The sequence below is a fragment of the uncultured Pedobacter sp. genome, assembly GCF_913776295.1.
In the GTDB taxonomy this organism is placed as follows: Bacteria; Bacteroidota; Bacteroidia; order Sphingobacteriales; family Sphingobacteriaceae; genus Pedobacter.
The window spans coordinates 1-25590 of sequence record NZ_CAJYOJ010000046.1; the positions used below are offsets into that span (position 1 = coordinate 1).

Below are 25590 nucleotides of genomic sequence, written 5' to 3' on the forward strand. Positions count from 1 at the left end.
TTACTTTTTGATGCCAAAAAGTAAGAGCCATTCGGCGGCGGTAAGCCGAGGCAAGACTGGGCTGTATGGCATAAGTAATTAGTTACGTCATTTATATTGATTTTTATAAAATAAATTATCCCTCAGGATGACAGCATGGAATAAAAGATAATAAAAGCATGCCTAAAGTACAAATCTCCGATAACCCATAGTAGTAAGATTGCTTCCCCGAACTGTCGGGGCAAGCTGTCGTTCCTCCTCGCAATGACGGATTTATTGATGGTACATCGACCATTAAAAACTATCACCAGCCATCATGCTATCTGCACCCTGCTGCCCGGCCTCGCAGATTTCCGCCGGAAAAAGCACGGAAATCTTTGCACTACCCCCTCGTTACTCCACAGCCCAAGGCAGGATCAAAGCGGGAGCGGTGGAACAAAGCCAGGGTAAGAGCCTCGATGCTGCCGCAAATAAGATTTCCGTAGGTTTTTACAAGGAAGGATGCTAGCCTTGATCTTTTGTTTCTTTTCTATCAAGAGAAAAGAAAGAGCCCCTCGGCGGCGGTGAGCCGAGGCAAGCCCGAGCGAAGGCCAAAGAATAGCGAACGCATTAAGGTTCCCGCCTGCGCGGGAATGACGATCAAATGAACTTCATACCTTGTAATAAAAACCTTGTAAATGAGATTGCTTCGTCGTCCCTCCTCGCAATGACGGAATTGGTGCTATGACAACAGCATTACACAAAAAAGCACCAAGAACATCGCGTCCTTAGTGCCTAAATTTATACACAAACCTATAAGGTTTTAAAGACCTTATAGGTTTAGATATTTCAATTAATTCCAGCCTCCCCCTAACGAGCGGTACAAACCTACCACCGCATTTAACTGCTCGGTTTTAATGGTGGTTAACTCCAGTTCGCTCTGCAATAAATTGCCTTGCGCGGTAATCACCTCCAGGTAGTTGGCCATACCGCTTTTAAACAACAGATTGGCATTACGCGAGGCCTGCTGCAACGTTTGTGTCCGTTTTTCAGCGATGCTGTATTGTGCTTTTAACTTCTCTACTTTCGTTAACTCGTCAGATACTTCTCCAACGGCATTTAGTACCGACTGGCGGAACTGAATCACTGTTTTCTCCCGATCAATTTTGGCCAGTTCTAAATTGCTTTTTAACTGTCCGCGCTGAAAAATAGGTTGGGTAATGCCCGCGCCAACCAATCCGAATAAAGATGCCGGTACATTAAACCAGTTGCTGGCTTTAAAGGAGTTGATGCCACCGCTCGCCGTAATTACCAGCGAGGGATACAAACTCGCTTTCGCTACGCCTACCCTGGCATTGGCAATGGTTAAGGCCAGTTCGGCACTTTTAATATCAGGCCGGCGGCTTAACATGGCCGAGGGGAAACCCGCATTTAATTCCTGCGGAATATTCATCTGATCTAAACGGCTCTGGCGGTTAATCGCTTTAGGCAAGGTACCGATCAGGATACTTAAAGCATTCTCCTGCAGGGTTACATTTTGCTCCAAACGTGGAACCAACTGCGCAGCAACCAGCTGTTGCGCCTGCGCCTGTTGTATGGCCAATGAGGTAACCTGACCGGCATCAAACTGTAAGTTGATAATCCTGAGCGTACTATCGTTCAGTTTTAAGTTCTTTTTGGCGATTTCCAGTTGCGCATCCAGCATCAACAGGTTGTAATAACCCTGGGCTACATTGGCTACCAGACGTGTTTGGACTGCTTTACGGGCTTCTTCGGTTTGCAAAAAACTGGCTAAAGCGCCAGCTTTTTGATTCCGGATTTTGCCCCAGATATCGGCCTCCCAAACTACACCGAGGTTTGCATTGTAATCTTCAATGTGTGTAGAACCGGTAAACTGGTTCAGGCTTAATCCGTTTAAACTGTTATCGCTGGGGCGGCTCGAATTTGCCGATACCTGCAGTTTCAGTTCGGGTAAATAACCCAGTTTCGATTGTTTAAACAATACTTCGGCCGCGTCGATATTTTTCAGTGCGATCTGCATATCGTAATTTTTAACCAAAGCCGTATCAATTAAATTCTGAACGGTGAGGTCGCTGATAAAACTTTTCAAAGGCAAGGTACCAATGCCCGAAGCCTCTGTTGATGAGCCGTTTCTGAATGATCCCGGCGCGATATTGGGTAGCGCTGTGTCTTTTGAAACCGAACATCCGCTCCAGATTAAAGCCAGGAGCAAAATGGTGATGATATTAAACCGTTTCATAAACTGTATGATTTATAGGTGTTTCATGGTGACGAACCACCTCATTTGATGATTTTTTTGATAGTTTTTCCTGTAAAGCCTGGAAGATGACAAAAAGTACCGGGATGATAAACAAACCTAAAATTACACCCGATACCATCCCCCCTGCGGCTCCGATACTGATGGAGTGGTTACCCTGTGCCGATGGACCGGTAGCAATACTCATCGGGAATAAACCGAAAACAAAGGCAAGCGAGGTCATGATAATTGGCCTGATCCTCAACCTCGATGCTTCAATAGCGGCATCAACCAAACTCAATCCGGCCTTTCGTCGCTGTACGGCAAACTCCACAATCAGGATGGCGTTTTTAGCCAGCAAACCGATGAGCATAATCAGCGCTACCTGTACATAAATATTGTTTTCGATACCGGTTAAACCCAATACCACAAACACACCGAATACACCTGTAGGGATGGAAAGAATTACCGCCAATGGCAATATGTAACTTTCGTACTGTGCAGATAATAAGAAGTACACAAACACTAAACAAAGCAGGAAGATCACGGTCGATTGTCCGCCTGAAGAAATCTCTTCACGGGTTTGTCCCGAAAATTCGTAGGCATAACCGGTTGGCAGCTGTTCTCTGGCGGTTTCTTCAATCGCTTTAATGGCATCACCAGAACTGAAACCAGGTTTCGGAATGGCATTTACCTCGATCGAGTTAAACAGGTTATAACGCGAAGCCGTTTCTGATCCATATACACGGGTTAATTTTACCAGGGTACTGATCGGCACACTTTCGCCGTTTTTGTTTTTCACAAATACACGATCGATACTGGCCGGATCAGTTCTGTCAGCAACATCTGCCTGCACCACCACCCGGTAGTATTTACCAAAGCGGTTAAAATCAGATGCCTGCGCTGTACCGAAATAAGTCTGCATGGTTTGTAAGATATCTTTTTTGCTTACACCCAGCTGATCGGCCTTTTCGTCGTTCACGTCCAGCTGCAATTGCGGATAATCGGCTTTATAAGAAGTAAAAGCGTAAGCGATAGCCGGTTTCGCCATTAACTTCGCAATGAAGTTGTTGGCTACACCGCTAAATTTATCCAGCCTGCCATTGGTTTTATCCTGTAACATCACGTTCATGGCCTCTACGTTACTAAAGCCCGGTACTGTCGGAAAACTGAACACGAAAAAGGTACCGGCAGAGATAGCCGCCATTTTAGCCCTTACGATATTCTGGATCTCGTCGATATTTTTTACGTCGCCCCTTTCTTCGTTCGGTTTTAACAATAAGAAAATCTGACCAGCCGAAGGACTGTTGGACGCAGTTAAAAAGTTATATCCGGCCAGCGACATCACAAATCTGGCCGATGGCATGGCCCTCAACTCTGCTTCAGCCTGTTTTAATATTTTATTGGTATTGGCCAGTGATGTTCCCGACGGACTGGCAACCGCAATGGCCACAAAACCCTGATCTTCTGTCGGGATAAAACCAGTTTTGGTTCTGCCAACAAGAAAAATGGTAATCAGTACCACTAAAGCCAAACCAGCCATGCTCAGCCATTTATGACGGATCAGCACTTTTAAGCCACCAACATACCGGTTGGTCATGTAATTGAAACCACCGTTAAAACCGGCATAAAACTTTTCTACAAAACCTTTTTTAGGCGCTTGATGATCGCCTTCGGCATGTTTGTTTTTTAAAAACAGGGCCGCCAGCGCCGGACTCAGCGTTAATGCGTTAACCGCCGAAATAATGATGGCAATGGCCATGGTTAAGGCAAACTGTTTGTAAAATATCCCGGTTGAGCCGGTCATGAAACCTACAGGTAAAAATACGGCCGCCATTACGAGCGTAATGGATATGATAGCTCCGGTAATTTCGTTCATCGCCTCAGTTGTGGCTGCTTTAGGGCTAAGCGAAGGGTTTTCTTCCATTTTGGCATGCACCGCTTCAACCACCACAATCGCATCATCCACCACAATACCAATGGCCAGTACCAGTGCAAAAAGTGTTAACAGGTTAATGGAGAAGCCGAACAGCTGCATGAAAAAGAAGGTACCGATAATGGCCACCGGAACGGCTATAGCCGGGATTAAGGTTGACCTGAAATCCTGAAGGAAGATAAATACCACGATGAATACCAGTAAAAAGGCTTCGATCAAAGTATGCTCCACCTGGTTGATAGATTCATCAAGATCGGTTTTGGTGCGGTAAAACTGGTTGTATTTAATACCTGCCGGGAAATCTTTTGAAAGTTTCGCCAATAATTTATCAATGGCAATCTGAATTTCGTTGGCATTAGAGCCTGATAACTGGATTACCCCAATGGTGATTCCATCGTGCCCGTTTAAACGGTTAACACTGCCATAACTGTAAGCACCCAGTTCTACACGGGCCACATCTTTTAAACGTAAGATAGAACCGTCAGAATTAGAGCGGATCGCGATGTTCTGATATTCCTCTGGTTTGGTGAGTTTACCTTTATATTTAACAATATATTCAAAGGCTTCGTTACTTCGCTCTCCAAACCTACCCGGTGCGGCTTCCAGGTTTTTATCTTGAATGGCCGCGATTACTTCATTTGGCGTAATTTTGTAGGTAGCCAGCTGACTTGGGTTTAACCAGATCCGCATTGAATAATCTTTAATCCCACCAAATACACTGGCCGAGCCCACACCCGGGATCCGTTTCAATTCGGGAATGATATTGATCTGCGCATAGTTATTCACAAAAACGGCATCGTATTTTTTGGGATCCTCCGAGTATACCCCGATGGCCCCAATAAAACTGTTTTGCTGCTTGGTCGTGGTGATACCATATTGTACCACCTCTGCAGGTAACTGACTGGTGGCCTGCGACACCCGGTTTTGCACGTTAACCGCCGCCTGATCGGGGTTGGTACCCTGCTGAAAATAAACGGTAATGGCCAAAGTACCATCGTTACTGGCACTGGAGGTCATGTAAGTCATGTTCTCCACACCGTTAATGGCTTCCTCCAGTGATGGTGTTACCGAACGTAAAATGGTTTCGGCATTAGCCCCGGGGTAAACTGCGGTTACCAATACCGACGGAGGGGCGATATTTGGAAAGCGCTCCAGAGGCAACTTTGTAAGGCCCAGTATACCAACGATCACCAATAAGATGGAAATAACGGTCGAAAGTACCGGCCTGTCTATAAATTTCTGAAACATGATTGCTTTAACTTTAATTTTTTATTATTTCTTTGTTTGTGCCACCGCTACTTTATCGGCTGCTTTTTGAGGCTGGATCACCATGCCCTCCTGCAATTTATCCACACCACTTAACACAATCTGGTCGCCAACTTTTACCCCGTCTTTCACCAGGTAATTTTCGCCGGCTTTACCTACTATGGTAATGGCTTGTTTTTTCACTTTACTGCTATCGCCAACCGTAAATACAAATACTTTATCCTGCATTTCTACGGTTGATGACTGCGGTACAAGAATGGCATCGTCATGTTGCAGGCCTAAACGGATCTTGCCCGTATTACCGGAGCGAAGTGTTCCGCTGGCATTAGGGAAGCTGGCTCTAAGTGTAATGGCACCCGTGTTTTTATCAAACTGCCCGTCGATCATATCAATCTTGCCTTTAATCGGGTATGTGGAATTATCAGACAATAAAAGTTCAACCGCAGGTAGATGTTTAATGCGGTCGGCAGGTGTTTTACCCGCGTAGTTTGCATTAAAATTGTTGAAGTCGTTTTCAGCCAGAGAGAAGTACACATGCACTTCGTGGATATCAGATAATTGAGTTAAAGCCATCTGATCTGTCGGCGAAACCAAACTTCCCTGTTTCTTCGGAATACGACCGATGTAACCGCTTACCGTAGCTTTAACATTGGTATAACCTAAATTAATTTGTGCTGCTGCAACATTGGCCTTAGCTTGTTCGGCATTGGCCTGCGCAATTTTATAAGCAGTTTTAGCACTCTTTAACTGAATATCAGAAACTACTTTATTCTGAACCAGCGGAGTTAACTTATCCACTTCCAGTTGTGCATTTAAAATCGCTGCTTCTGCTGCATGTAAACTGGCTTTAGCATTGTTTAGTGCCTCGCGATAAGGGTTTTCGTTAATTTTAAATAAGGTTTGTCCGGCGGTAACATAAGCACCTTCGTTCACCAGCACACTTTGTAAATAACCACTTACCTGCGGACGTACATCGATATCAACTGCGCCCTGGATAGAGGCCGGATACTCGATATAGGTGGTTTCTGTGCTGGCGTTAATGGCAGTTACCGGCAAAGCTGGCGGCGGTGGTGCAGCTGCTGATTGATCTGGAGCAGATTTACAACTGACTAAAATTATAGAGAGTAGTGAAACTGTTAACAGTGAATTAACACTACTAAACTGTTTAACAGTGTTAAGTGAGGGATACAAGCGATGTAGAGATTTCATATGGATTAAATTTAATTGGAATTATAGTGTATAAATAATTTAACAGTGTTAAGTAACTGTTTAAAAAAAATGCTAACTGTTAATAGATAGTGTAATGCCTTTGATGGCATCTTTTAAAATTTGATGGTTTAGTTCATCAGTTGTTCTGCCATAAGGACGAACCAGGTTAATGGAAATTAAACCATGGATAATGGACCAATACGTATAATACTTCATACAGATATCATCTTCGGACACCGGCTTTTTCTCGAATAAAGATTCGATCACATCGGCCAGCATACCGCCTACCGTTTCGGCTTCGGGCATTGAACTTTTAACATTGCAGCAAACCATGTCTACCCCATACATCAACTGATAAAATTCTTTGTGGGCAAAAGCGAAGTTCCAGTAGGCAATCCACATGGCTTCCATTTTATCCTCGGGAGATTCATGTTTGTCACGGGCTTCGCGGATATCTTTAGCCAATATTAAATAACCCCGTCTGGTTAGTTCCAGTAAGATGCCTTCCTTATTTGGAAAATATTCGTAAATAATCGGCGCCGTATATTCGATCTGGTCGGCAATTTTACGCATACTTAATGCCTGCCAGCCCTCTGTTTGAACAATGTTCAGGGCAGCATCCAGAATTTTTGTTCTGGTTTCATCTTTTAAACGTAGAATTCTTTCTTTACTTCCCATGACTGGAATATTAGGTGTAAATAATCTAACACCGTTAAGCAAATGTAGAACCAATTCCAGAATTCACAATCATGCAATTGTCATATAGAATTTTGGGAAACAAAAAGTGCTCCATCTGTACTTAAAACAACCTTTTTTAATAACGTCAATCTTTTGAAAGAGTTGAGAGAACAACACTTTTATAACTGACAATGCTGACATTTTTTGATTTCAAAAACAATTGCAGCAGCCTTTTTGGCAGTGCAGATAGTTAAAGAGCATGAAGATAATAGCAAAAATCGTTGTGTCTAGCCCCGATTGGATGGATGACCACGATTCTTCATCGGGGCAGGAAGGAAAGCGGGAACCATGAAACCGATAAGCACTGCAATTGCGCTCCAAAACCAATGAATGAATATTTTAATCTGGAATGTTCAACAAATTTTAGGGAAAAACCAGAGACGCTGCAGACAAGAGATTAACTACCAGGATACAAAGAGATAGAAATCTGCGAAAGCCCGAACCATATAAGACATATAAGTTACATATAAGCGCAATGCCTTAAATGCCCTTACATTCCTTATATGGCAAAAGAAGCTAGTAAAAACCTTAACCACAAAGAACTTGAAATACCAGTACAACCGGCCCGGGCGGAAGTTCAGGGTGATGGCCTAAGAAAATGATCGCCATCCGATAGCCTTCGCGATAGTCCTAAAAAACTGAACCATATAAGACATATAAGTTACATATAAGCGCGATGCCTTAAATGCACTCATATTCCTTATATGTTAAAAAGAAGCTGGTAAAATTTTAAACACTAAGCCAATGAAACACCAGTTCGACCGGCCGGGCGGAAGTTCAGGATGATGGCCTGAGAAAATGATCTCCATCCGATAGCCTTGGCGATAGTCCTAAAAAACTGAACCATATAAGACATGTAAGTTACATACAAGCGCGATGCCTTAAATGCACTTATATTCCTTATATGTTAAAAAGAAGCTGTAAAAACTTTAACCACAAAGACCCTGAAACACCCATCTGACCGGCCGGGCGGAAGTTCAGGGTGATGGCCTGAGAAAATGATCGCCATCAGATAGCCTTGGCGCTAGTCCTGAAAAACTGATCCATACAAGACATGTAAGTTACATATAAGCGCAATGCCTTAAATGCACTCATATTCCTTATATGGCGAAAAGAAGCTGGTAAAATTTTAAACACAAAGCCAATGAAACACCAGCCCGACCGGCCGGGCGGAAGTTCAGTTCGACGAACCGAAAAGTCTAATATTCTAATGGAACTATAGGTTCCTTTTTAGTAGTAGACATGATCATCATCGTTTGGAAGGTTTTCACGACAGAAATTTTACTGATTTTATCCATAATTAAACGTTCGTAAGCCTTAATATCTTTCACATAAACCTTTAACAAAAAATCAGCCTGACCGGTAACGTGATGGCATTCTGTAATTTCTTTGATCTGATTTACTTCGTCTAAAAAGATCTGGATGGTATTGTTTTTATGAAAATCGAGTTGAATCTGAATAAATGTCTTAATACCCAATCCAAGTTTTTCTTCATCTACCAACGCATGATAACTTTTAATATATCCTGCCATTTCGAGCTTGCGTACACGCTCTAAAGTTGGTGCAGGCGATAAACCAATTTCCTGTGATAAAAGCAAATTGGTAATTCTTCCATTCTCCTGAAGAATTTTTAAAATTTTAAAGTCAATTTTATCTAATTCAGATGCCATATGGTGTTAAAGGTATTTGAGAATACAAATAACCAAATTAAATTCTAAATTTTAACACGATTTATCATAAATATTTTAACAAATAATTTTTAGATTTACCTAAAAATAAAATTAGGCAAATATAAATGCAAAGTCATACCGAAGAGAATTATCTGAAGACTATCTATCATCTGGCAGAGAAAACCGTAAATGTTCAAACCAATGCCATTGCGGAGCAGATGCAAACCAAACCCGCATCGGTTACGGATATGATCAAAAAACTGGCGGAAAAGGGGTTGATTGATTATGTTAAATACCAAGGGGTTACTTTAACTGAAACTGGAAAAAACACGGCGATTGACATTGTACGTAAACATAGATTATGGGAAGTTTTTTTAGTAGATAAATTAAACTTTAAGTGGGACGAGGTGCATGATGTAGCCGAAGAGCTGGAACACATCAAATCAATTGAGCTGATTGAAAGGTTAGACGAGTTTTTAGGTTTTCCGAAAGCAGACCCTCATGGCGATCCCATCCCCGATAAAGAAAGAAGATTTGCCAAAACTCAGTTTATCAAACTCATCGAATTAAAAGTAGGCGATTCTGGCACCATTACGGGCGTAAGTCAGCACAGTTCTCCTTTTCTAAAACATTTAGAAAAATTAGGCCTTACCCTGGGCAAACAAATCGAGGTTAGTGATGTTACCGATTTCGACGGTTCGGTTGAGATCCGGCTGTCCGATAAACAAGTTAATATTAGCAGAGAAGTAGCAAAACATATTTTAATCAGCAGTAATGGCAAAAACTGAATCGTTAAGTGAAGTACATCAAAGCGTAAATACCGATAAAAGAAAAGGCTGGCGCAGAATTCTGGCCTTTATTGGTCCGGCTTATTTAATCAGTGTAGGCTACATGGATCCGGGCAACTGGGCAACAGATTTGGCAGGTGGCAGTAAATTTGGCTATCAATTGATCTGGGTTTTACTGATGTCTAACCTTATCGCTTTGCTTTTACAATCGCTAAGCGCCCGCTTAGGCATCGTGAGGGGATTGGATTTGGCACAGGCCTCTAAACAAGCTTATCCCCGCTGGGCCAATATTCCATTATTTGCCTTGGCACAAACCGCAATTATCGCCTGCGATCTTGCCGAAATTATCGGGATGGCCATTGGTTTACAGTTACTTTTTGGCTTACCCCTCATCTGGGGCATTACCATTACCATTTTCGATACCATTTTATTGCTTTTTTTACTTAACAAAGGCATGAGGGCCATGGAAGGATTTATCGTTTCGATGGTTTTTATTGTTGGCATTTCCTTTCTGGTGGAGATGTTTATTGTAGAGCCCTCACTTAAAGAAGTAGCCAAAGGTTTCGAGCCCTCTATACTCAATGGAGACGCGCTTTATATTGCCATCGGGATTATTGGTGCAACGGTAATGCCACATAACCTTTACCTCCACTCCTCTCTGGTACAAACCAGGAAAATTGAGCGGAGCAATAAAGGAATTAAAGAAGCCTTAAAATTTAACCTCATTGATACCACCATTGCGTTAAACCTGGCTTTTTTTGTTAACGCAGCCATATTAATTCTGGCTGCCGCAGCTTTTTATAAAAATGGCTTACATGAGGTGGCAGAAATTCAGGATGCACATAAATTACTTTCCAATATTTTTGGCAATGTGGCCCCCACCCTATTTGCCATCGCACTGATTGCTGCCGGGCAAAGCTCAACCGTTACCGGAACTTTAGCCGGACAGATTATTATGGAAGGGCACATCAATTTACGGATCCAGCCATGGTTACGAAGACTGATTACGCGTTTATTGGCCATCATCCCTGCTTTTTTTACCATTTTGCACTATGGCGACGATGCCCTTGGAGGTTTATTGGTATTAAGCCAGGTGGTGTTAAGTTTGCAGCTGGGTTTCGCGATCATCCCCTTAATCCATTTTACGTCAGATAAAAAACTGATGAAAGATTTCGCCATTAAAACATGGGTAAAGGTATTAGCCTGGGCAAGTGCCGTTGTGATCATCGCGCTGAATGTAAAACTGGTTATAGAGGAAATAAGTGGCTGGGCAAAAGAAGCCAATAACTGGTGGATTTATGCCATTGTTATACCTGCTTTAATCCTTATTGTGTTACTTCTGCTCTATGTTTTCTTCCACCCCCTACTGGAACAGAAAAAAAATGCATCCAGACAAATTGTACCTCATGGAGATGCGTTGGATATTGGCAGAATTGATAAGATCACCTATACAAAAATTGGAATTGCGGTAGATTTCTCTAAAAATGATAGAAATACCATCCGGCATGCCTTAATTCAAGGTGGCAAAGATGCGCACTATTACCTCATTCATATTGTAGAAACGGCTGCTGCCCGCTATCTGGGTAAGGAAGTGATGGACCATGAAACGCAAAGCGACGCAGCCAACCTGGAGCGGTACAGAGCTAATCTGGAAGACCTGGGATACGAAGCGACACCGTTTATCGGTTTTGGAAGCACAGGTAAGGCCATAGCCGAAATCAGTAACCGCAACGAAATGGAACTTTTGGTGATGGGCGCACACGGACATAAAGGTTTAAAAGACCTTATTTTTGGCACCACGGTAGATTCTGTCAGGCACAAGGTAAGTATTCCCGTATTGATTATCAGGTAAATGTTGAGCGTTAAGTTTTATTGAGCCCAGACACGATTGTGTTTATCTGTGTTTAATCGATTATTTACCCACCACCGTCAACATTTTTTTGATACCTCCATCGCCAGATTGGTACATTAACAACTTCCCGGCTGGAGAGTACAAATACATTGCAGGGTATTGTTTCGGTAAAAATGTAGGAATAAATAATCGTTTTTTATCCTGTAATACCAACACATTAGGTTTTGCATCTAAACCTTTGGCATACGAATTAAAAAACTGCGGAATGATAAAAGCCTCATCCATGGTGATCATATAAATATTCACATCTTTAAACCTGGCGTAATTGGCATTCAGGTTTTTGCTTTCCCGCTGACAGTGCTCACAGGTACAATCAAACAATATAAATAAATTTTTTTTTCCTTGCTTAATATCGCTGTTTGAAAAGGCTTTACCATCCAGTTTATAAAAGGTAAATTGCGGTAATAAAGTAGGTTGCTGTGCTTCTGCCTGGAAAGTTACGGCTAAAAATATGATCAAAAGTAAGTTCCTGAATTTCATTTTCGGAGATTTAAACGCCAAACTTAAACCAATAAATACGAACATAACAATATATCCCTTAGCTTTTACAAACGGATGAATATTTTTTCAGTGAAAAGTCAGATTTAAATGTGCAGGTTTTGATGAAACTTGACTTCTCTTTTATATAAGCATCATCATTAGAAAATGAACGTTAGTTTTTCATCGGTGCTGCTGCCCCGCCATACGCTTTACTCCGTCGCACTGCGTGTTCGCTCCTGTCGGGTTTAATAAACAAGGGTATTATGTGCTGATGAAAGGCCTGTTCCTTTGCTACAGCCAATGTTAAATAAACCGATTGATGGCCGCAACCAAAGTCGTTTTACTTTTGTTTCAGAGCAAGCTGGACCAAGACTGCGAAAGGAAAATATCGATAATTTCCAAATATCAAAGAAGTCAAGTTTAAATACCCGCTCTCTCCAAAAAACTTGACTTCTTTATCTATACAATTGAATTAATACTAAATTATCACACCAATTTTTAAGATATTTGCAAGCTGTGGACCTCAACTTGCATATATGACCTTTCATGATCGGTAGACTATCAAATTGTTTTAGGGATCTTTATAGAAGATACTGGAACAGGTTCAGCATAACGGAACGCATTTGTAATCCAAACATTTTGTTTTACATACCGTTGTATACATTACCATAATACACTTATTAAAATTTTGAAAAACGACATTAACATCAAGAATAAAAGAGCATATTTTGATTATAATCTTTTAGATAAATACGTAGCCGGGATCGCCCTTTTAGGAACAGAAATAAAAGCAATAAGACAAGGTAAAGCCAACATGACTGATGCATTTTGCATGTTTATTGGGGGTAATCTCTATGTTCGCAACCTGCATATTTCTGAATATAGCCATAGTTCTTTTTATCACCACGATATTAAACGCGACCGTGCTTTACTTCTTCAAAAGAAAGAAATCAGAAAATTAACGCTTAAAGGCGAAGAAAAAGGCTACACCATTGTTCCTTTACGCATTTTTATCAACGAAAGGGGTTTTGCCAAAATGGAAATTGCCCTGGCACAAGGTAAAAAAGAATTCGACAAACGCGATAGCATTAAGGAAAGGGATAATAAGCGGGAACTGGATAGAGCGATGAAAAGATAGGTTAGTCTTCAGTCTGAAGTCTTGAGTCCTTAGTCTAAATCGACTTCTGACTACGGACTTCTGACTATGGACTCAAAAACTACCAGGCCTGATCTCCAACTAAGGGTACAAACCTAAAGGTATCCAATACAATTTTGTCGTAATCTGTTTCGCTTACGCGGATCACCGTAACCATCTTTTGGGTTTTCTCATCACCAACCGGGATAACGAGAATGCCTCCTATTTTTAATTGTTTCAGTAAAATTTCAGGAACCATTGGTGCACCAGCAGTAACGATGATTTTATCGTATGGGGCATGGGCAGCAATTCCTTTAGAGCCATCACCACAGTAAAAAGTGGGTCTGTAACCCATTCCAGGCAAAACCTGAATGGTTCTGTTGTAAATATTCTCCTGTCTCTCAATGGTAAAAACAGTAGCGCCCAATTCCATTAAAATACAGGTTTGATATCCCGATCCGGTTCCGATCTCGAGCACTTTATCGCCTTTTTTGATATGCAGCAGTTCACTTTGATAAGCAACAGTATAAGGCTGAGAGATGGTTTGTCCATCGCCTATGGGGAAAGCAATGTCTTTGTAGGCCTGGTTCCAAAAAGTCTCGTCAAAAAAGAAGTGCCGTGGAACTTTACCTATGGCCGCCAACACATTTTCATCTTCAATTCCGCGGGATTTCAACAACTCAACCAGTTTTTTTCTCGCTCCACGTTCTCGGTAATTATCAACAAATTTATACGCCATGAGCTTCAAAATTAGCTTTTTTTAACGGTGATACAAGGACAAAATAAGAGAATGGTTGAATTAGTGAATGGATTACCTGAGTTAGAGAATGATACATTATCCACAGGGAAGAATGATTGAATGAGAGAAGGATTTAATTAGAGAATGGCAAAAACTATTCAATCATTCAAAATTCAACAATTCAATGATTTTTAGTACGGATCTACATCAATTTGTGTAAAAATGCCTTTAAATTCCCTGGTCGCATTAAATTCGGTCAGGGTTTCTCTTAATGCATCTTTAACTTTTTGAATGGCCGTATGTTTATCTGCTTTGATGATCATCTGTTTGATATAAAGGTTCCGTACACGGCTTACCAGCGGTTGTTCGGGTCCTAAAACACGTTTACCGAATTTTGCTTTCAGTATATTGGCCAAAGTAAGTGCAGCATGATCTAAAACATGCGAATCTTTATGTTTGATATATAAAAATATCATGCGCGAAAACGGCGGATATAGGAACTTCTCCCGCTCTACAATTTCATCATGATACATCCCCTCATAATCATTGTTCACCACTTGTTTGATGATCCGGTTTTCAGCATCGTAAGTCTGGATACAAACATTGCCCTGGTCAGCCCTTCTGCCTGCCCTGCCCGCAACCTGTGCCAGCAGCTGGAAACTTCTTTCATAAGCCCGGAAATCAGGATAACCTAAAAGGGTATCGGCATTGATTACACCGATCAGGTTCAGGTTATCAAAATCCAGTCCTTTGGCCACCATTTGCGTACCGATTAAAATATCGGTTTTCTTCTCCTGAAAATCATTTAAGATCTGCTGCAAACCGTTTTTGGTCCTTGTACTGTCCATGTCCAATCGAGCAATAGAAACTTCCGGGTAAAGTAATCTGAGTTCCTCTTCAATCCGCTCGGTACCAAAACCTTTTTGCTCTACATGTACCGAACCACAAGCCGGACAAATATTGATACTACTTTGCTGATAACCACAATAATGGCAATGCAACTTTCCGCTGCTTTTATGGTAGGTTAAACTTACATCGCAGTTTACGCATTTCGGCGTATAACCACAGGTGGCACAAATGAGAATGGTAGCATAACCCCTCCTGTTTTGAAACAATACAATTTGTTCTTTTTTAGAAAGCGCCAGATCAATATCCTTGATCAGTACGCTGGAAAAATACGAACTCATCGTTTTTTTCTTCGTTTCCTCAGCAATACTCACCACTTGCTGGTTCGGAAGCTGCACACCACCAAACCGCTCTTTCATTTCTACGAGACCGTATTTGCCTTGCAAAGCATTATAATAACTTTCTAACGACGGCGTAGCTGAACCTAACACAACCTTGGCACGATGCAGATAGCCTAAATAAATGGCAGCATCCCTGGCCTGATAGCGTGGCGCCGGATCGTATTGTTTATAAGAAGGTTCATGTTCCTCATCAACAACAATCAGCTTCAAATTTTTAAAAGGTAGAAAAACCGCTGAACGCGCGCCGAGGATTACCTTATAGGCGCCTGTTCTTACCTTGTTCCAGATTTCTACCCTTTCGCTATTGTTAAATTTAGAATGGTATACCCCTATCGAATTGCCGAAATAACGTTTAATCCTTTCTACAATCTGTGTGGTTAAGGCAATTTCTGGCAGCAAGAACAATACCTGTCCATCGGTATTTTGAATAATTTCTTCAATCAGTTTAATATAAACCTGCGTTTTTCCTGATGCAGTTACGCCATGTAGCAAAACCACCTCTTTCTCTTCAAAATGGCGGTTAATCTGATTTAACGCTTTCTGCTGACTTTCGTTCAGTTCGAAATTAACGCTGAACGCTTCATCATGGGCAGCCAAACGGCTAACCGGCCTTTTCATCACCACAAAAATATCTTTGTCGGTCAAAGCTTTTAATGCTGCCGGTCCGCAATTACTTTCTGCTAAAAGCTGCTCTTTGGCAATTGGCAAATTCTTTTTTCGCAATTTCAGGTAAGCCAGTAAAGCATCTAACTGCTTAGGCGCCTTATCTAAGATATTAAAAAGCTGTTTCAGATTTTCCTCATCGCTGTAAAAATCATTTAAAACAATAAATGATTTTAACAAAGGCTTATATTTCTGCACCACCTCTTCTGCCACCAGTACCAATTCCTTATCCAATAACTGGTTAATGATCGGGTATACTGTTTTTTGTCCCAGCAGTTTTGAAACGTCGTTAACCGTAAGTTTCTGTTGCTGTTTCAGGGCATTGATGATGATTTCTTCCTTATCGTTAAGCGTAGCATCGTCATTATAGTCGTCGCGAAGAATAAGGATCGTTTCACTTGCCAATTTTAAACTGGCAGGCAAGGCTGCCGCCATAACATCGCCTTCGTTGCACATGTAATAATTGGTCATCCATGTCCAGAATTTAAGCTGCATGGGTGTAATTACAGGCTCGGCATCTACAACATCTATAATATATTTCGCCTCATAAACAGTTGGTGGTACGGTACTGATTCCGCTGATTAAAGCCGTGTAAATTTTATGTTTTCCAAATTGCACTACCACCCGTTTCCCAACAGCAATCTGATCATTTAGATCAAATGGTACCCGATAGGTATAGTTTTTTGCCAAAGATAATGGCAAAATAACCTCCACAAAAAGTGTTTCTCTTTCTGAAAAAATGTCGTTTTCGAAAGTGTTCATTATTTATCTTTAAACGCTGCAAAAAAGAGCATTATCCATCCCAACACAAATAAAAGCCCGCCAATTGGTGTTACCGGACCAATAAATTCGGTAAATCCTAGGTGCGATATGCTTCGGGTAGCCAATAAATATAATGATCCTGAAAAAAGGATGATTCCGAATGTAAAGCAGAAATAAGCAATATTGATAAGCTTGTTCCGGTAACGGGCAAAGGTAGACAGGTATAATAAAGCAAATGTATGATAGAACTGATAATCAACACCTTTCTGCCAAATTTCCAATGATGGGCCATCAATCATAGCTTTTAGCCCATGGGCACCAAATGCACCCAGCAAAACGGCTACAGCACCAAAAAAAGAAGCAGTAAGGATTATTCGTTTATTCATAATTATTTGCAAGTAGCGATCGCTAAATTAATAAATTGACAAAGAACTTCTCACTAATCAAGGTAATAAATTAAATTTGTTGCACAGCAGATGAAAAAAATCATAATTTTAACAAGTGCATTACTTTTAGGTGTGGCCTTTATGGCCTATCTCTATTTTTCGAAATTGGGAATTGATAATGACGCGAAAGACCTGGCGCTTCAATCGGCAACCAATAACGCAGCATTGGTTTTTTCTTTTCGTAACGACAAAAGTTTTTATGATATAATCGAAGGGCAACACCTGATCCAGCAGGTTTTGGGAAAAGATAAAATGACCCTCCTGAAGCAGCTAAAAGCAAGTATTATTGACGACAATCTACTCAACAGGTACGTGAAAGATCAGCAGGTTTATATTAGTGTGCTGCCTGATTCGAATAAGACCCTAAACTTCCTGATCACCTTACAAATTCAGCCGGAAAACGACATCAAAAAGTTCTACGGGCAGCTAAAAATTAAAAAGGTGGTTAGCGAAAAGGCCAAAGACCTATTCACCGTAAAGATAAATGACAGCTTATCCGTTTATTTAGGTGTACACGGCCAGGTATTGACGGCTTCAACATCACTTAAATTGATTAATGACGCAAATGTGCGTTTAACTGAAAATCCTTTTACCGAATATATTAAGGAAAATAACCACCAGATTAAAAATGTACTGGCTAACATTTACATTAACTTTAACCAGGCTCCGCTATTGCTCAAAAATATTATTGCAGGAAACATCAATGGTGAAATTGCCTTATTTAATCAACAGAACAGTTTTGCTGTACTTAATTACAATTTCAGTAGAGAAAAAATTCTTTTTAATGGAAGTACCGAGTTAAAAGATCAGCATAATTACCTTAAGCTATTTGAAAACACCGCCGCGCAAAACACATCTATCCAGAATATCCTGCCCGATAATACTGCAAATTATGCACTTTATGCTTATGATGATTATCGCAAATGGCTCAGGAAACTGAATACCTGGCAGGAAAAAAAGGAAATACTTTCAAAAACCGATGCTGTAATCAAAAGAGTAAAGAATGATTACAGAACGGACTTAAACTTCATTTTTACCAATTACACAAAGAATCAATTTATTGTTTTTCAGTTGAGTACAAGCGAAAAATTAGGCGCAATTTCATTATCAGATGGCGAAAAAACAAAACAGTTGTTGCTTGATGTAAGTACAGATTATAATGACGACATCAAACTCTTTAAATCTGCCGATATCTTGTACAGTTATTTTGGTGAACCGTTTAAAAAATTTACGAGGCCCTATTATACCATTGTTGACAATAATCTGGTGGTAGCCAATAATGCGAGCACGGTACAATCATTTCTGAATCATTATAAAAACAACAGGCTTTTAATACAAACACCGCAATATTTAGATGCAATGAACGAGATTTCTACCACTTCGAATGTGAGCTATTACATCAATACCAAAAATTCGGCAGATATTTTCAGACACAATATTCAACTGAGTTTCTACAGACATTTACGGGCCGATAGTGGTTTGAAAAGTTTCGATACTTTTTGTTATCAAATGAGTGCCGACAAGAACAAGTTTATTACTAATTTGCTTCTAAACAAATATATACAACCAGAAATACCAGATTCATTAAGCAACCGTTACTAAGGAACCATCCCAATAAACCACCATACATGAAGAAACTTTTACTTGCGTTACTGGCAATAACCAGCTTCGGCGTTGCCAATGCACAACAATATGCGCTTTTCGGCACCAGAACCATATTCGATGCATTCGAAAATCCCTCTCAAAAATCTTTCACTTTAGATTCATCAAGAAAATTTTCTTCAAATTTCTTTCTTCCTTATTTTGGAACCAATGCCATTAACAAAGGCAATTCTAAGTTTGCCTTAAGAAAATTAACACAGGAAGGTGTTTTTGATACCAGAAGTTTACCGATCGGCACTGGCGAGGTAAATCATTTTTTTGAGAACAGCAATATCTATGTAGCCACATTCAGACTGTTCAAATCCTATAAATATCAGAAAGAAATGGGCTTTTCATGGCAGATCAGATCTGATGCCCATATCGATTACACCAACGAAACTTTAGCAATTTTTGACTCGTACAAAAGGTTCAATACCAACCAGCAGTATATCGGAATTTTCAACACCAAAGGTTATCAGCAAAGTTACCATCAGTTTAGCTTTACCTATCGGGAAAACTGGGACAAAAGGCTGGCATTTGGTTTAAAAGCCAGTGTATTGAGCGGGATACTTTACAATAAACTGAATATTTATGATTCTCAGTTATTTATCGATCCCGAATCAGATGCATTATTTATTGATTTGAACGGAACTTATTCCGCCAATTTCTCGGATTTTAATGAGATCAATAAGAAAAACTTCTTCCCAAACTTTAAAAACCCCGGTTTATCATTTGGTTTTGGCACTAACTACACCACTAAAAAAGGTTTATTTTTAATGGCTAACATTAAAGATTTAGGATTTATCTGGTGGCGCAGCAATTCCCAACGTACTACGGTAGATCAATCCAAAATTATTGAAAACATCGGGCACAACCAATCGAACACCAACCAGGAAATAAAAGACATTTTCCTGCTATCGGAACAGCCTAAAAAGTTTTTGGCTCCAACCAATGCTAAACTTGATTTTTATATGTCTAAACGCTATGGTTTTTACAAACCTGCATTGGCGGTTTCGAAAAACCTGTTTTACAAAGGTGGCGATATCGCTTTCATCAATACCTTTATTGCCAACGATTTTTCAGTAAGCGCAACACCTATGTACAATTTAAACGGTGTTTTTATGCTTGGTGCACAAGGCAAATACCAAACACCCAATTTCGAATTGTTTTTAGGGACTGATAATTTGGTTGCAACCAGTTTCCAAACCATTGGTAGCATTAAAAAAGATGCTACTGTAGGCAGCGGACCCAACGGCGCTTCATTTTATATGGGAGTTGGTATCAAATTCGGTAACGTGGTCAACCATCCGCAGTTTGCCGACATCATCCCGGGCATAAACGACAATGAAGGAGGGAGTTTCTTTAAAAGCTTGTTTTCGGTTTTTAAAAGAAAATAGAGTTAACCCTGTGCCTGTTGCTTTTTAGATGGGGTAACCACAAAATCTTTCAGGTAAAAAGGCTCAAAGTAGGCGACATCCTCAAAATTACCGTTATTGAAAGCCTGGTTAGCCAACTGCGACATATAGGCAGCAGAATTAAAATTGCGCGCATCGAATTTTGCATGTTGATGTGTTAAAACTTCTGCACATTTGGCTGCTCCATCTCCTAAAAAGGTGATAATCTGATTGGAAAGAAAGTTGTTAAAACTAGTTTCATCGATAATTTTAGCTTCAGTTGGTAATAATATCTGCAATAAGGGATCAAAAACTGCTGTATATACTTCCATCCTTCTGGCATCAATCATCGGACAGATCAAACCTGAATAACCTGGATTTTCAGTCAAAAAACCGGCAGCCATCATATTTAATGTTTCGATGGCAACCAGTGGCTTATCCAGGGCATAACAAAGTCCTTTGGCGGTTGAAACACCAATACGCAAGCCCGTGTACGACCCTGGCCCTTTGCTTACCGCAATGGCATCTAAATCCTGATAAGCTAAGCCAGCGGCTTTAACTACTTCATCAATAAACAGGGTTAAATTTGCTGCATGCAGGTTTTGTCCATGTTCCTCTTTATAAGAAATGTTTTCACCGTTAACAGATAATGCCACTGAACAGATTGCAGTAGCGGTTTCTATTTGAAGTATTTTAGCCATTTGGCAAAGATATTAATAAAATGGAAGATGTAAGAGGTGTTGTGGAACATAGTTTAGATGAGTCCATAGTCTTGAGTCTCCAGTGAAATCTCTTTCTTCTCTGTCAATCCTCGGTGCAAAGTGAGATCTTTAATGATTTAAGATGTAAAATGGATGATGGTTTAGACGAGTCTATAGTCTTTAGTCCAAAGTCTCGGGTTCACCCTCCATTATGTCAATCCTAAGCATAGTCGAAGGATCTTTTAGTTGATTCTCTCCGTAAAATTCAGGAATATGTTAAAGTCGGAATTACTGTGGAGAATGAATAAACCAATTTACCGTTGGCAATCCACAGTTATCAGCCCTACAATTAACCAGTTTAAACAGTAACCGATTAACCAAAAATAGCCTATAATACAATTTACAATTGACCAATAAACCAATGGCCAGTGAACCAATAAACCACTACGGAACCGGATCGTGTCCATGTTTTCCCCAGGGATGACAACGGCCGATACGTTTTAGCGCCATCCAGCCGCCTTTAAATGGACCGTATTTTTTAATGGCTTCAATTCCGTATTGTGAACAGGTTGGGGTAAAGCGGCAATTTGCACCCAGCATAGGTGAAATGGCGTATTGATAAATTTTAATCAAACCTAAAAACAGCCATCCAAAAATTTTATTGATGAATTTCATTAGGCCGGATTAAATTTTGGAAACGTTTGAAGCTAGCGATCAGTTTTTTCTCGATAAAAGCAAATTCATACTTGTCTTTGCCTACAAACTGGATGGAAAACAAAAGTAATCCCCTACCGGTAGGTAAAGGCGAGTATAATTGATCCTGCTTATTTAAACGATAAGCTTCGCGAATGCGCCGCTTGAGCAGATTTCGGTCTACTGCCCGTTTGTATCTTCTTTTAGGCACATTGATCACTACCTGCGCTTGCACATCAGTGGTAGCCTCCACAAAAAGATAAGAAACCCGAAAAGGGTATAATAAAAAAGAAGAACCGTTTTTAAACAACAGGTCTAAATATTTCCTGCTGCATAACCGTTCTTCTTTCCTGAATGTGTACATATATTTTTGATTGATAACTGCAGATTTTGATCTGCCAATCCCGACTTAACGGAAAAGCAATCAAAAATTATGCTTTATGCTTGCGTTCGTCAGAAACTGTTAATCTTTTTCTTCCTTTAGCACGACGTGATGCTAATACTCGTCTGCCGTTAGCTGTTGCCATTCTTTCGCGGAAGCCGTGTTTGTTTCTTCTCTTTCTTTGCGAAGGTTGGTATGTTCTTTTCATGACTGTATATTATCTATTGTAAAATTAAGAGGTGCAAATATAAAGCGATTTCTCTACAAATGCAAGCGTGATTAATTATTATTTTTCTATTTAGATGCAAATCTAAAAAATCTTTTGAAAAACAGGACTAAGGTTATTATTTAGTCATTGCCTGAACCGTACTGTATTTCATCAAACGTTCCTACGGAACGAAAATATATACACATTAGCTATTTTGCCCCATGATTCATCTCGATTGGACGAAATAAAGAGTTTGTAACCATATTCATTGTTATTAGTACCGGGCGCTGAAAGGAACAGGCCGATAATAATCATGGCAGCGTTCTTCTTAAAATAAACCTGTTTGTAGTGAAAATCCTTTTTGTCACTCTAAGTTTAGTCCAACGGGTAAAAAGATGGTAACGGAAAGCATGAATACAATAACTTGAGCAGTTGATTGCTTTCCAAAAAATCAGACTAAATTCCTAATGCTGCCTTCAGTTTTACATATCCTGTTTTGCTTACCGGAAGCCAGATATCAGACTTCAGCAACACCACATAACTATCCTTCTCTTTCAGCTCTATTTTAGTTACCTGCGCCAGGTTAATGATATATGATCGATGTATCCGTATGAACTGGCTAACATCCAGGGTTTGTTCAAAATATGCCATGGTTTTGTTTTTATAAAAAATGCCATCAACTGTACTTAATTTTACATAATCATCATCAGCCTCTAAATAGTTGATATCTGCTACAGGAATTATCTTAATCACACCATCCTTTTTAACCACTACCCTATTGTTTTGTGCCGGGCTTAATGCTGCAGCATCCAAAACAGCTTCTGTATTTTCGGTCTGGTTTAATTTGCCTGGTATTTTTTTGATGGCGGTATCAAAGCGCGATTTATCAATCGGCTTAAGCAGGTAATCTACGGCGTTAACCTCAAACGCTTTAATGGCGTACTCATCAAAAGCGGTGGTAAAAATTACTGCAGGTTTATCTTCTACCAGCTCGAGCATTTCGAAACCGCTGATTTTGGGCATCTGTATGTCTAGAAAAATTAAATCAGGCTTATGCAAAGTAATGGCCTTCAAACCTTCAAATCCGTCGCCACACTCGGCTACAATCTCTATTTCTGTATGATCTGAAAGGTAATACTTTACAATATCTCTCGCTAAAGGCTCATCATCAATTAGTATTGTCCGGATCATTTTTTTGTGGAATTTTTAGGGTGGTAATATATAAATTATTTGCCTCAATGTCGGTTTGTAACAGGTGGGTATTTGCAAATAAAAGGTATAACCTGCGTTTAATGGCACTTAAGCCAAATCCTGTTCCCCCAGCTGCTTTCATTTCAGGATCGAAAGGATTTTGTACGCGCAATTGTAAAATATTATATTCAACGGTAACATCAATTTTGATCGTAATGCCTGCGGAAGTATTGTAAAGACCAAATTTAATGGCGTTTTCTACAATAGGCTGCAATAATGTACCTGGCAAACAAAGATTTAAGGTATCTTCGGCAACATTCACTTCAATATTCAACCTATGGCTGAATCTTACTTTTTCAATATCAAGGTATAATTGAATATATTCCATTTCTTCCTCAACAGAAACCCATAATTCATCATCACGTTTTAGGGTACCACGAAGAAAAGAAGCTAATTTTGTAATCATCACCCCTGCTTCTTTTGGATTAACCATAGTAAGTGCAAATACTGAATTTAGACTATTAAAAAGAAAATGTGGCTGTAGCTGGTGCCTTAACTTATTTAACTCTGCCTCTTTAGCCAAACTCTTTGCTGCCGATAGTCTTTCGTGGGTTTCTGACTGTTCTTCTAATCGATACCAGAGTATATTAGCTAATGCGCACCAGGCCAAACACATAAAGGAAATTAAGCCCCTAAAGGCAAAAGAAAAATTATAAAAATCTTTATATTCTTTGTAATCGGCAAAAATATAAAACATGCAATATTTGGCAGCATAGATAATTACAACTGTAAGGGCCAGGGTTAGAATCAGTACATAGAAAATCCGTTCATTTTTTGGCTGATAATAACCCAACATATTACTTAGCCCTATACAGGCCAACGCTAACAAAAAATTACTGGTTAAGCTATCGGATATGGCTATCCACCAGGAAAAATTAACTACATAATGTAATCCGGCGGCACATATTACCGTCCACACGATTGCAATGGTGAGCGATATTTTCTGTATCTGCGGAACGGATAAAGGTCTAGTTGTCAAAATGATTTTGGTTAGTTAATGATTTATTGCGGTGTGCCAGTTTTTTAAGATATTGTTTAACTGATTTAGGTTCAACAATCCTCGAACTTACTTCTACACCAATTGGTTGGTTCTTCCACCATAGATATTCCGCCTACACCTAAAAATTTCCATACTATTTTTCTCCGTTACCATTATCTAAAGTTGGGTTAAAATATGCAGCATTTATTTTGGCCTTACCTAAGGCCTGCGCAATCCCATCTGCCTGGATTAAACGCATTTGTTCGTTAAACCGGTGTGCATGTTTTCCTTCCCTACAAATTACCTGATAGATACCGTTGACTGCAAACCATTTCATAGGCCATGTATCACAAATGTTTAGAAACTTTTAATTTCGATCCCGCCAAATAAAGCTGTACCATCTAAAATTAATGTTTTTTTCAACTCTGCCACCGGCATCACATGCGATCTTTTATCTTCAACGCTACCAAATAATGCCGTTACATTTGATTTTATTGCCCAATTTTGCGGTACAATCAATTTAATTCCACCAAAAACTGCTGTTACATCAAGCGATACGGTTTCCTGAAAATCAGCCTGGGTCATTACAATATCAGCACCGCCAAAAACAGCCGTAATATCACCGCCCTGAAAGTTTTTAGTATATACCGTTTGATGACTACCGCCAAAAACCGCCATTACATCAATCACATCGTTATTATTCACAGTTTCCTTATCTGTAGCACCTTCAAAATCAAAATCAGCCTTCTTTTTATCTTTTCTTTTAGCAGCACAGCTATTCTTTGGTCTGAAGATCAAAAAACCACCCACGATCACTAAACCAAGGCCCAAAGCGTATTTAGACAGGTCGAAAGCCAGACCCGGAATGCGAATTAAGGTATTGTAAGCACCGATCAGAATTAAGACCAGCCAGCCTATCCCCTTAAAGTTACGGCGAACGCCGAGAAACACGCCCAATAAAATTAAAAAATTAGACCAACTGAAGATCCATCGTGGAATATTTAACCCCATATTGTTTAACAGAAATGCCAGTCCAATGATAATAATGATAAAGCCGCTCCAAACTCTCCCTGAGTTTTTAAGCTGATTGTTATGGTTATGATTCAAGTTTTCCATTTGTGCTCGTATTTATTCT

General features: G+C 40.0%; 22 protein-coding genes. 5 read left to right on the forward strand and 17 right to left on the reverse strand.

The genetic code is table 11. The annotated features are described in order from the left end of the window. Window positions 1-811 precede the first annotated feature (811 nt). From QZ738_RS09650 to QZ738_RS09670, 5 genes are all read right to left on the reverse strand, one after another. Window positions 812-2218 carry a TolC family protein gene (locus tag QZ738_RS09650; protein ID WP_293786959.1) on the reverse strand — a complete coding sequence of 469 codons (1407 nt, stop codon included), beginning with the start codon at window positions 2216-2218 and terminating at the stop codon, window positions 812-814. Beyond that, window positions 2205-5399, reverse strand: a complete 3195-nt coding sequence (locus tag QZ738_RS09655; protein ID WP_293786961.1) for an efflux RND transporter permease subunit — start codon at window positions 5397-5399, stop codon at window positions 2205-2207. The genes QZ738_RS09650 and QZ738_RS09655 overlap by 14 nt, the downstream gene beginning before the upstream one ends. Window positions 5400-5423: 24 nt before the next feature. Continuing rightward, window positions 5424-6626, reverse strand: a complete 1203-nt coding sequence (locus tag QZ738_RS09660) for an efflux RND transporter periplasmic adaptor subunit (RefSeq protein ID WP_293786963.1) — start codon at window positions 6624-6626, stop codon at window positions 5424-5426. Between the two features lie 72 nt (window positions 6627-6698). Next, on the reverse strand, window positions 6699-7304 hold the full coding sequence (locus tag QZ738_RS09665) for a TetR/AcrR family transcriptional regulator (RefSeq protein WP_293786965.1): 606 nt from the start codon (window positions 7302-7304) through the stop codon (window positions 6699-6701). A 1259-nt stretch (window positions 7305-8563) separates the two neighbouring features. After that, window positions 8564-9034 carry an Lrp/AsnC family transcriptional regulator gene (locus QZ738_RS09670; protein ID WP_293786967.1) on the reverse strand — a complete coding sequence of 157 codons (471 nt, stop codon included), beginning with the start codon at window positions 9032-9034 and terminating at the stop codon, window positions 8564-8566. A gap of 125 nt (window positions 9035-9159) precedes the next feature. On the opposite strand from QZ738_RS09670, the gene QZ738_RS09675 reads away from it, so the two are divergent. Continuing rightward, window positions 9160-9822, forward strand: a complete 663-nt coding sequence (locus tag QZ738_RS09675) for a metal-dependent transcriptional regulator (protein WP_293786969.1) — start codon at window positions 9160-9162, stop codon at window positions 9820-9822. Then, window positions 9809-11674 (forward strand): Nramp family divalent metal transporter, encoded by a 1866-nt coding sequence (locus QZ738_RS09680; protein WP_293786971.1) that lies wholly within the window; start codon window positions 9809-9811, stop codon window positions 11672-11674. Before QZ738_RS09675 ends, QZ738_RS09680 begins: the two co-directional genes overlap by 14 nt. Window positions 11675-11734: 60 nt before the next feature. On the opposite strand, the gene QZ738_RS09685 is transcribed toward QZ738_RS09680, so the two are convergent. Next, the gene (locus QZ738_RS09685) at window positions 11735-12214 is read right to left on the reverse strand and encodes a redoxin domain-containing protein (protein ID WP_293786973.1); all 480 of its coding nucleotides are present in this window, start codon (window positions 12212-12214) and stop codon (window positions 11735-11737) included. Window positions 12215-12902: 688 nt separating this feature from the next. Between QZ738_RS09685 and smpB the strand changes: the two genes are divergently transcribed. After that, window positions 12903-13352, forward strand: a complete 450-nt coding sequence (gene smpB / locus QZ738_RS09690) for an SsrA-binding protein (RefSeq protein WP_293786975.1) — start codon at window positions 12903-12905, stop codon at window positions 13350-13352. A gap of 79 nt (window positions 13353-13431) precedes the next feature. On the opposite strand, the gene QZ738_RS09695 is transcribed toward smpB, so the two are convergent. From QZ738_RS09695 to QZ738_RS09705, 3 genes are all read right to left on the reverse strand, one after another. Further along, window positions 13432-14088: a protein-L-isoaspartate(D-aspartate) O-methyltransferase gene (locus tag QZ738_RS09695; RefSeq protein ID WP_293786977.1), complete on the reverse strand. Its 657-nt coding sequence runs from the start codon at window positions 14086-14088 to the stop codon at window positions 13432-13434. A gap of 191 nt (window positions 14089-14279) precedes the next feature. After that, window positions 14280-16760, reverse strand: coding sequence for a primosomal protein N' (priA, locus tag QZ738_RS09700; protein ID WP_293786979.1), 2481 nt, complete (start codon window positions 16758-16760; stop codon window positions 14280-14282). After that, window positions 16760-17146, reverse strand: a complete 387-nt coding sequence (locus tag QZ738_RS09705) for a DUF423 domain-containing protein (protein ID WP_293786981.1) — start codon at window positions 17144-17146, stop codon at window positions 16760-16762. The genes priA and QZ738_RS09705 overlap by 1 nt, the downstream gene beginning before the upstream one ends. Before the next feature lie 90 nt (window positions 17147-17236). Here QZ738_RS09705 and QZ738_RS09710 point away from each other — a divergent pair, with 90 nt between their 5' ends. Both QZ738_RS09710 and QZ738_RS09715 read left to right on the forward strand, forming a co-directional pair. After that, window positions 17237-18808 carry a hypothetical protein gene (locus QZ738_RS09710; protein WP_293786983.1) on the forward strand — a complete coding sequence of 524 codons (1572 nt, stop codon included), beginning with the start codon at window positions 17237-17239 and terminating at the stop codon, window positions 18806-18808. Between the two features lie 26 nt (window positions 18809-18834). Continuing rightward, entirely contained in the window at window positions 18835-20244 is a 1410-nt protein-coding gene (locus tag QZ738_RS09715; protein ID WP_293786985.1) for a DUF5723 family protein, read from the forward strand. Window positions 20245-20246: 2 nt separating this feature from the next. Here QZ738_RS09715 and tsaB read toward each other — a convergent pair whose 3' ends face one another. The 8 genes from tsaB to QZ738_RS09755 all read right to left on the reverse strand — a co-directional run bounded on the left by tsaB (window position 20247) and on the right by QZ738_RS09755 (window position 25571). Then, the gene (gene tsaB / locus QZ738_RS09720; RefSeq protein WP_293786987.1) at window positions 20247-20942 is read right to left on the reverse strand and encodes a tRNA (adenosine(37)-N6)-threonylcarbamoyltransferase complex dimerization subunit type 1 TsaB; all 696 of its coding nucleotides are present in this window, start codon (window positions 20940-20942) and stop codon (window positions 20247-20249) included. A gap of 444 nt (window positions 20943-21386) precedes the next feature. Next, window positions 21387-21617: a membrane protein insertion efficiency factor YidD gene (yidD, locus tag QZ738_RS09725; protein ID WP_293786989.1), complete on the reverse strand. Its 231-nt coding sequence runs from the start codon at window positions 21615-21617 to the stop codon at window positions 21387-21389. Further along, window positions 21601-21999, reverse strand: a complete 399-nt coding sequence (locus tag QZ738_RS09730; RefSeq protein WP_293786991.1) for a ribonuclease P protein component — start codon at window positions 21997-21999, stop codon at window positions 21601-21603. Before QZ738_RS09730 ends, yidD begins: the two co-directional genes overlap by 17 nt. A gap of 67 nt (window positions 22000-22066) precedes the next feature. Further along, window positions 22067-22225 carry a 50S ribosomal protein L34 gene (rpmH, locus tag QZ738_RS09735; RefSeq protein ID WP_010601723.1) on the reverse strand — a complete coding sequence of 53 codons (159 nt, stop codon included), beginning with the start codon at window positions 22223-22225 and terminating at the stop codon, window positions 22067-22069. Between the two features lie 456 nt (window positions 22226-22681). Next, window positions 22682-23416 (reverse strand): response regulator, encoded by a 735-nt coding sequence (locus tag QZ738_RS09740; RefSeq protein WP_293786993.1) that lies wholly within the window; start codon window positions 23414-23416, stop codon window positions 22682-22684. Then, window positions 23394-24455 carry a sensor histidine kinase gene (locus QZ738_RS09745; protein WP_293786995.1) on the reverse strand — a complete coding sequence of 354 codons (1062 nt, stop codon included), beginning with the start codon at window positions 24453-24455 and terminating at the stop codon, window positions 23394-23396. The genes QZ738_RS09740 and QZ738_RS09745 overlap by 23 nt, the downstream gene beginning before the upstream one ends. Window positions 24456-24609: 154 nt before the next feature. After that, window positions 24610-24792 (reverse strand): DUF4288 domain-containing protein, encoded by a 183-nt coding sequence (locus tag QZ738_RS09750; protein ID WP_293786997.1) that lies wholly within the window; start codon window positions 24790-24792, stop codon window positions 24610-24612. 20 nt (window positions 24793-24812) lie between these two features. Then, window positions 24813-25571, reverse strand: coding sequence for a LiaF domain-containing protein (locus QZ738_RS09755; protein WP_293786999.1), 759 nt, complete (start codon window positions 25569-25571; stop codon window positions 24813-24815). Window positions 25572-25590 lie beyond the last annotated feature (19 nt).

What these genes read in the sequence shown, in the direction of transcription:
- QZ738_RS09650 (WP_293786959.1), bottom strand. Translation starts at nt 2,218, where the DNA reads ATGAAACGGTTTAATATCATCACCATTTTGCTCCTGGCTTTAATCTGG.
- QZ738_RS09655 (WP_293786961.1), bottom strand. Translation starts at nt 5,399, where the DNA reads ATGTTTCAGAAATTTATAGACAGGCCGGTACTTTCGACCGTTATTTCC.
- QZ738_RS09660 (WP_293786963.1), bottom strand. Translation starts at nt 6,626, where the DNA reads ATGAAATCTCTACATCGCTTGTATCCCTCACTTAACACTGTTAAACAG.
- QZ738_RS09665 (WP_293786965.1), bottom strand. Translation starts at nt 7,304, where the DNA reads ATGGGAAGTAAAGAAAGAATTCTACGTTTAAAAGATGAAACCAGAACA.
- QZ738_RS09670 (WP_293786967.1), bottom strand. Translation starts at nt 9,034, where the DNA reads ATGGCATCTGAATTAGATAAAATTGACTTTAAAATTTTAAAAATTCTT.
- QZ738_RS09675 (WP_293786969.1), top strand. Translation starts at nt 9,160, where the DNA reads ATGCAAAGTCATACCGAAGAGAATTATCTGAAGACTATCTATCATCTG.
- QZ738_RS09680 (WP_293786971.1), top strand. Translation starts at nt 9,809, where the DNA reads ATGGCAAAAACTGAATCGTTAAGTGAAGTACATCAAAGCGTAAATACC.
- QZ738_RS09685 (WP_293786973.1), bottom strand. Translation starts at nt 12,214, where the DNA reads ATGAAATTCAGGAACTTACTTTTGATCATATTTTTAGCCGTAACTTTC.
- QZ738_RS09695 (WP_293786977.1), bottom strand. Translation starts at nt 14,088, where the DNA reads ATGGCGTATAAATTTGTTGATAATTACCGAGAACGTGGAGCGAGAAAA.
- priA (WP_293786979.1), bottom strand. Translation starts at nt 16,760, where the DNA reads ATGAACACTTTCGAAAACGACATTTTTTCAGAAAGAGAAACACTTTTT.
- QZ738_RS09705 (WP_293786981.1), bottom strand. Translation starts at nt 17,146, where the DNA reads ATGAATAAACGAATAATCCTTACTGCTTCTTTTTTTGGTGCTGTAGCC.
- QZ738_RS09710 (WP_293786983.1), top strand. Translation starts at nt 17,237, where the DNA reads ATGAAAAAAATCATAATTTTAACAAGTGCATTACTTTTAGGTGTGGCC.
- QZ738_RS09715 (WP_293786985.1), top strand. Translation starts at nt 18,835, where the DNA reads ATGAAGAAACTTTTACTTGCGTTACTGGCAATAACCAGCTTCGGCGTT.
- tsaB (WP_293786987.1), bottom strand. Translation starts at nt 20,942, where the DNA reads ATGGCTAAAATACTTCAAATAGAAACCGCTACTGCAATCTGTTCAGTG.
- yidD (WP_293786989.1), bottom strand. Translation starts at nt 21,617, where the DNA reads ATGAAATTCATCAATAAAATTTTTGGATGGCTGTTTTTAGGTTTGATT.
- QZ738_RS09730 (WP_293786991.1), bottom strand. Translation starts at nt 21,999, where the DNA reads ATGTACACATTCAGGAAAGAAGAACGGTTATGCAGCAGGAAATATTTA.
- rpmH (WP_010601723.1), bottom strand. Translation starts at nt 22,225, where the DNA reads ATGAAAAGAACATACCAACCTTCGCAAAGAAAGAGAAGAAACAAACAC.
- QZ738_RS09740 (WP_293786993.1), bottom strand. Translation starts at nt 23,416, where the DNA reads ATGATCCGGACAATACTAATTGATGATGAGCCTTTAGCGAGAGATATT.
- QZ738_RS09750 (WP_293786997.1), bottom strand. Translation starts at nt 24,792, where the DNA reads ATGAAATGGTTTGCAGTCAACGGTATCTATCAGGTAATTTGTAGGGAA.
- QZ738_RS09755 (WP_293786999.1), bottom strand. Translation starts at nt 25,571, where the DNA reads ATGGAAAACTTGAATCATAACCATAACAATCAGCTTAAAAACTCAGGG.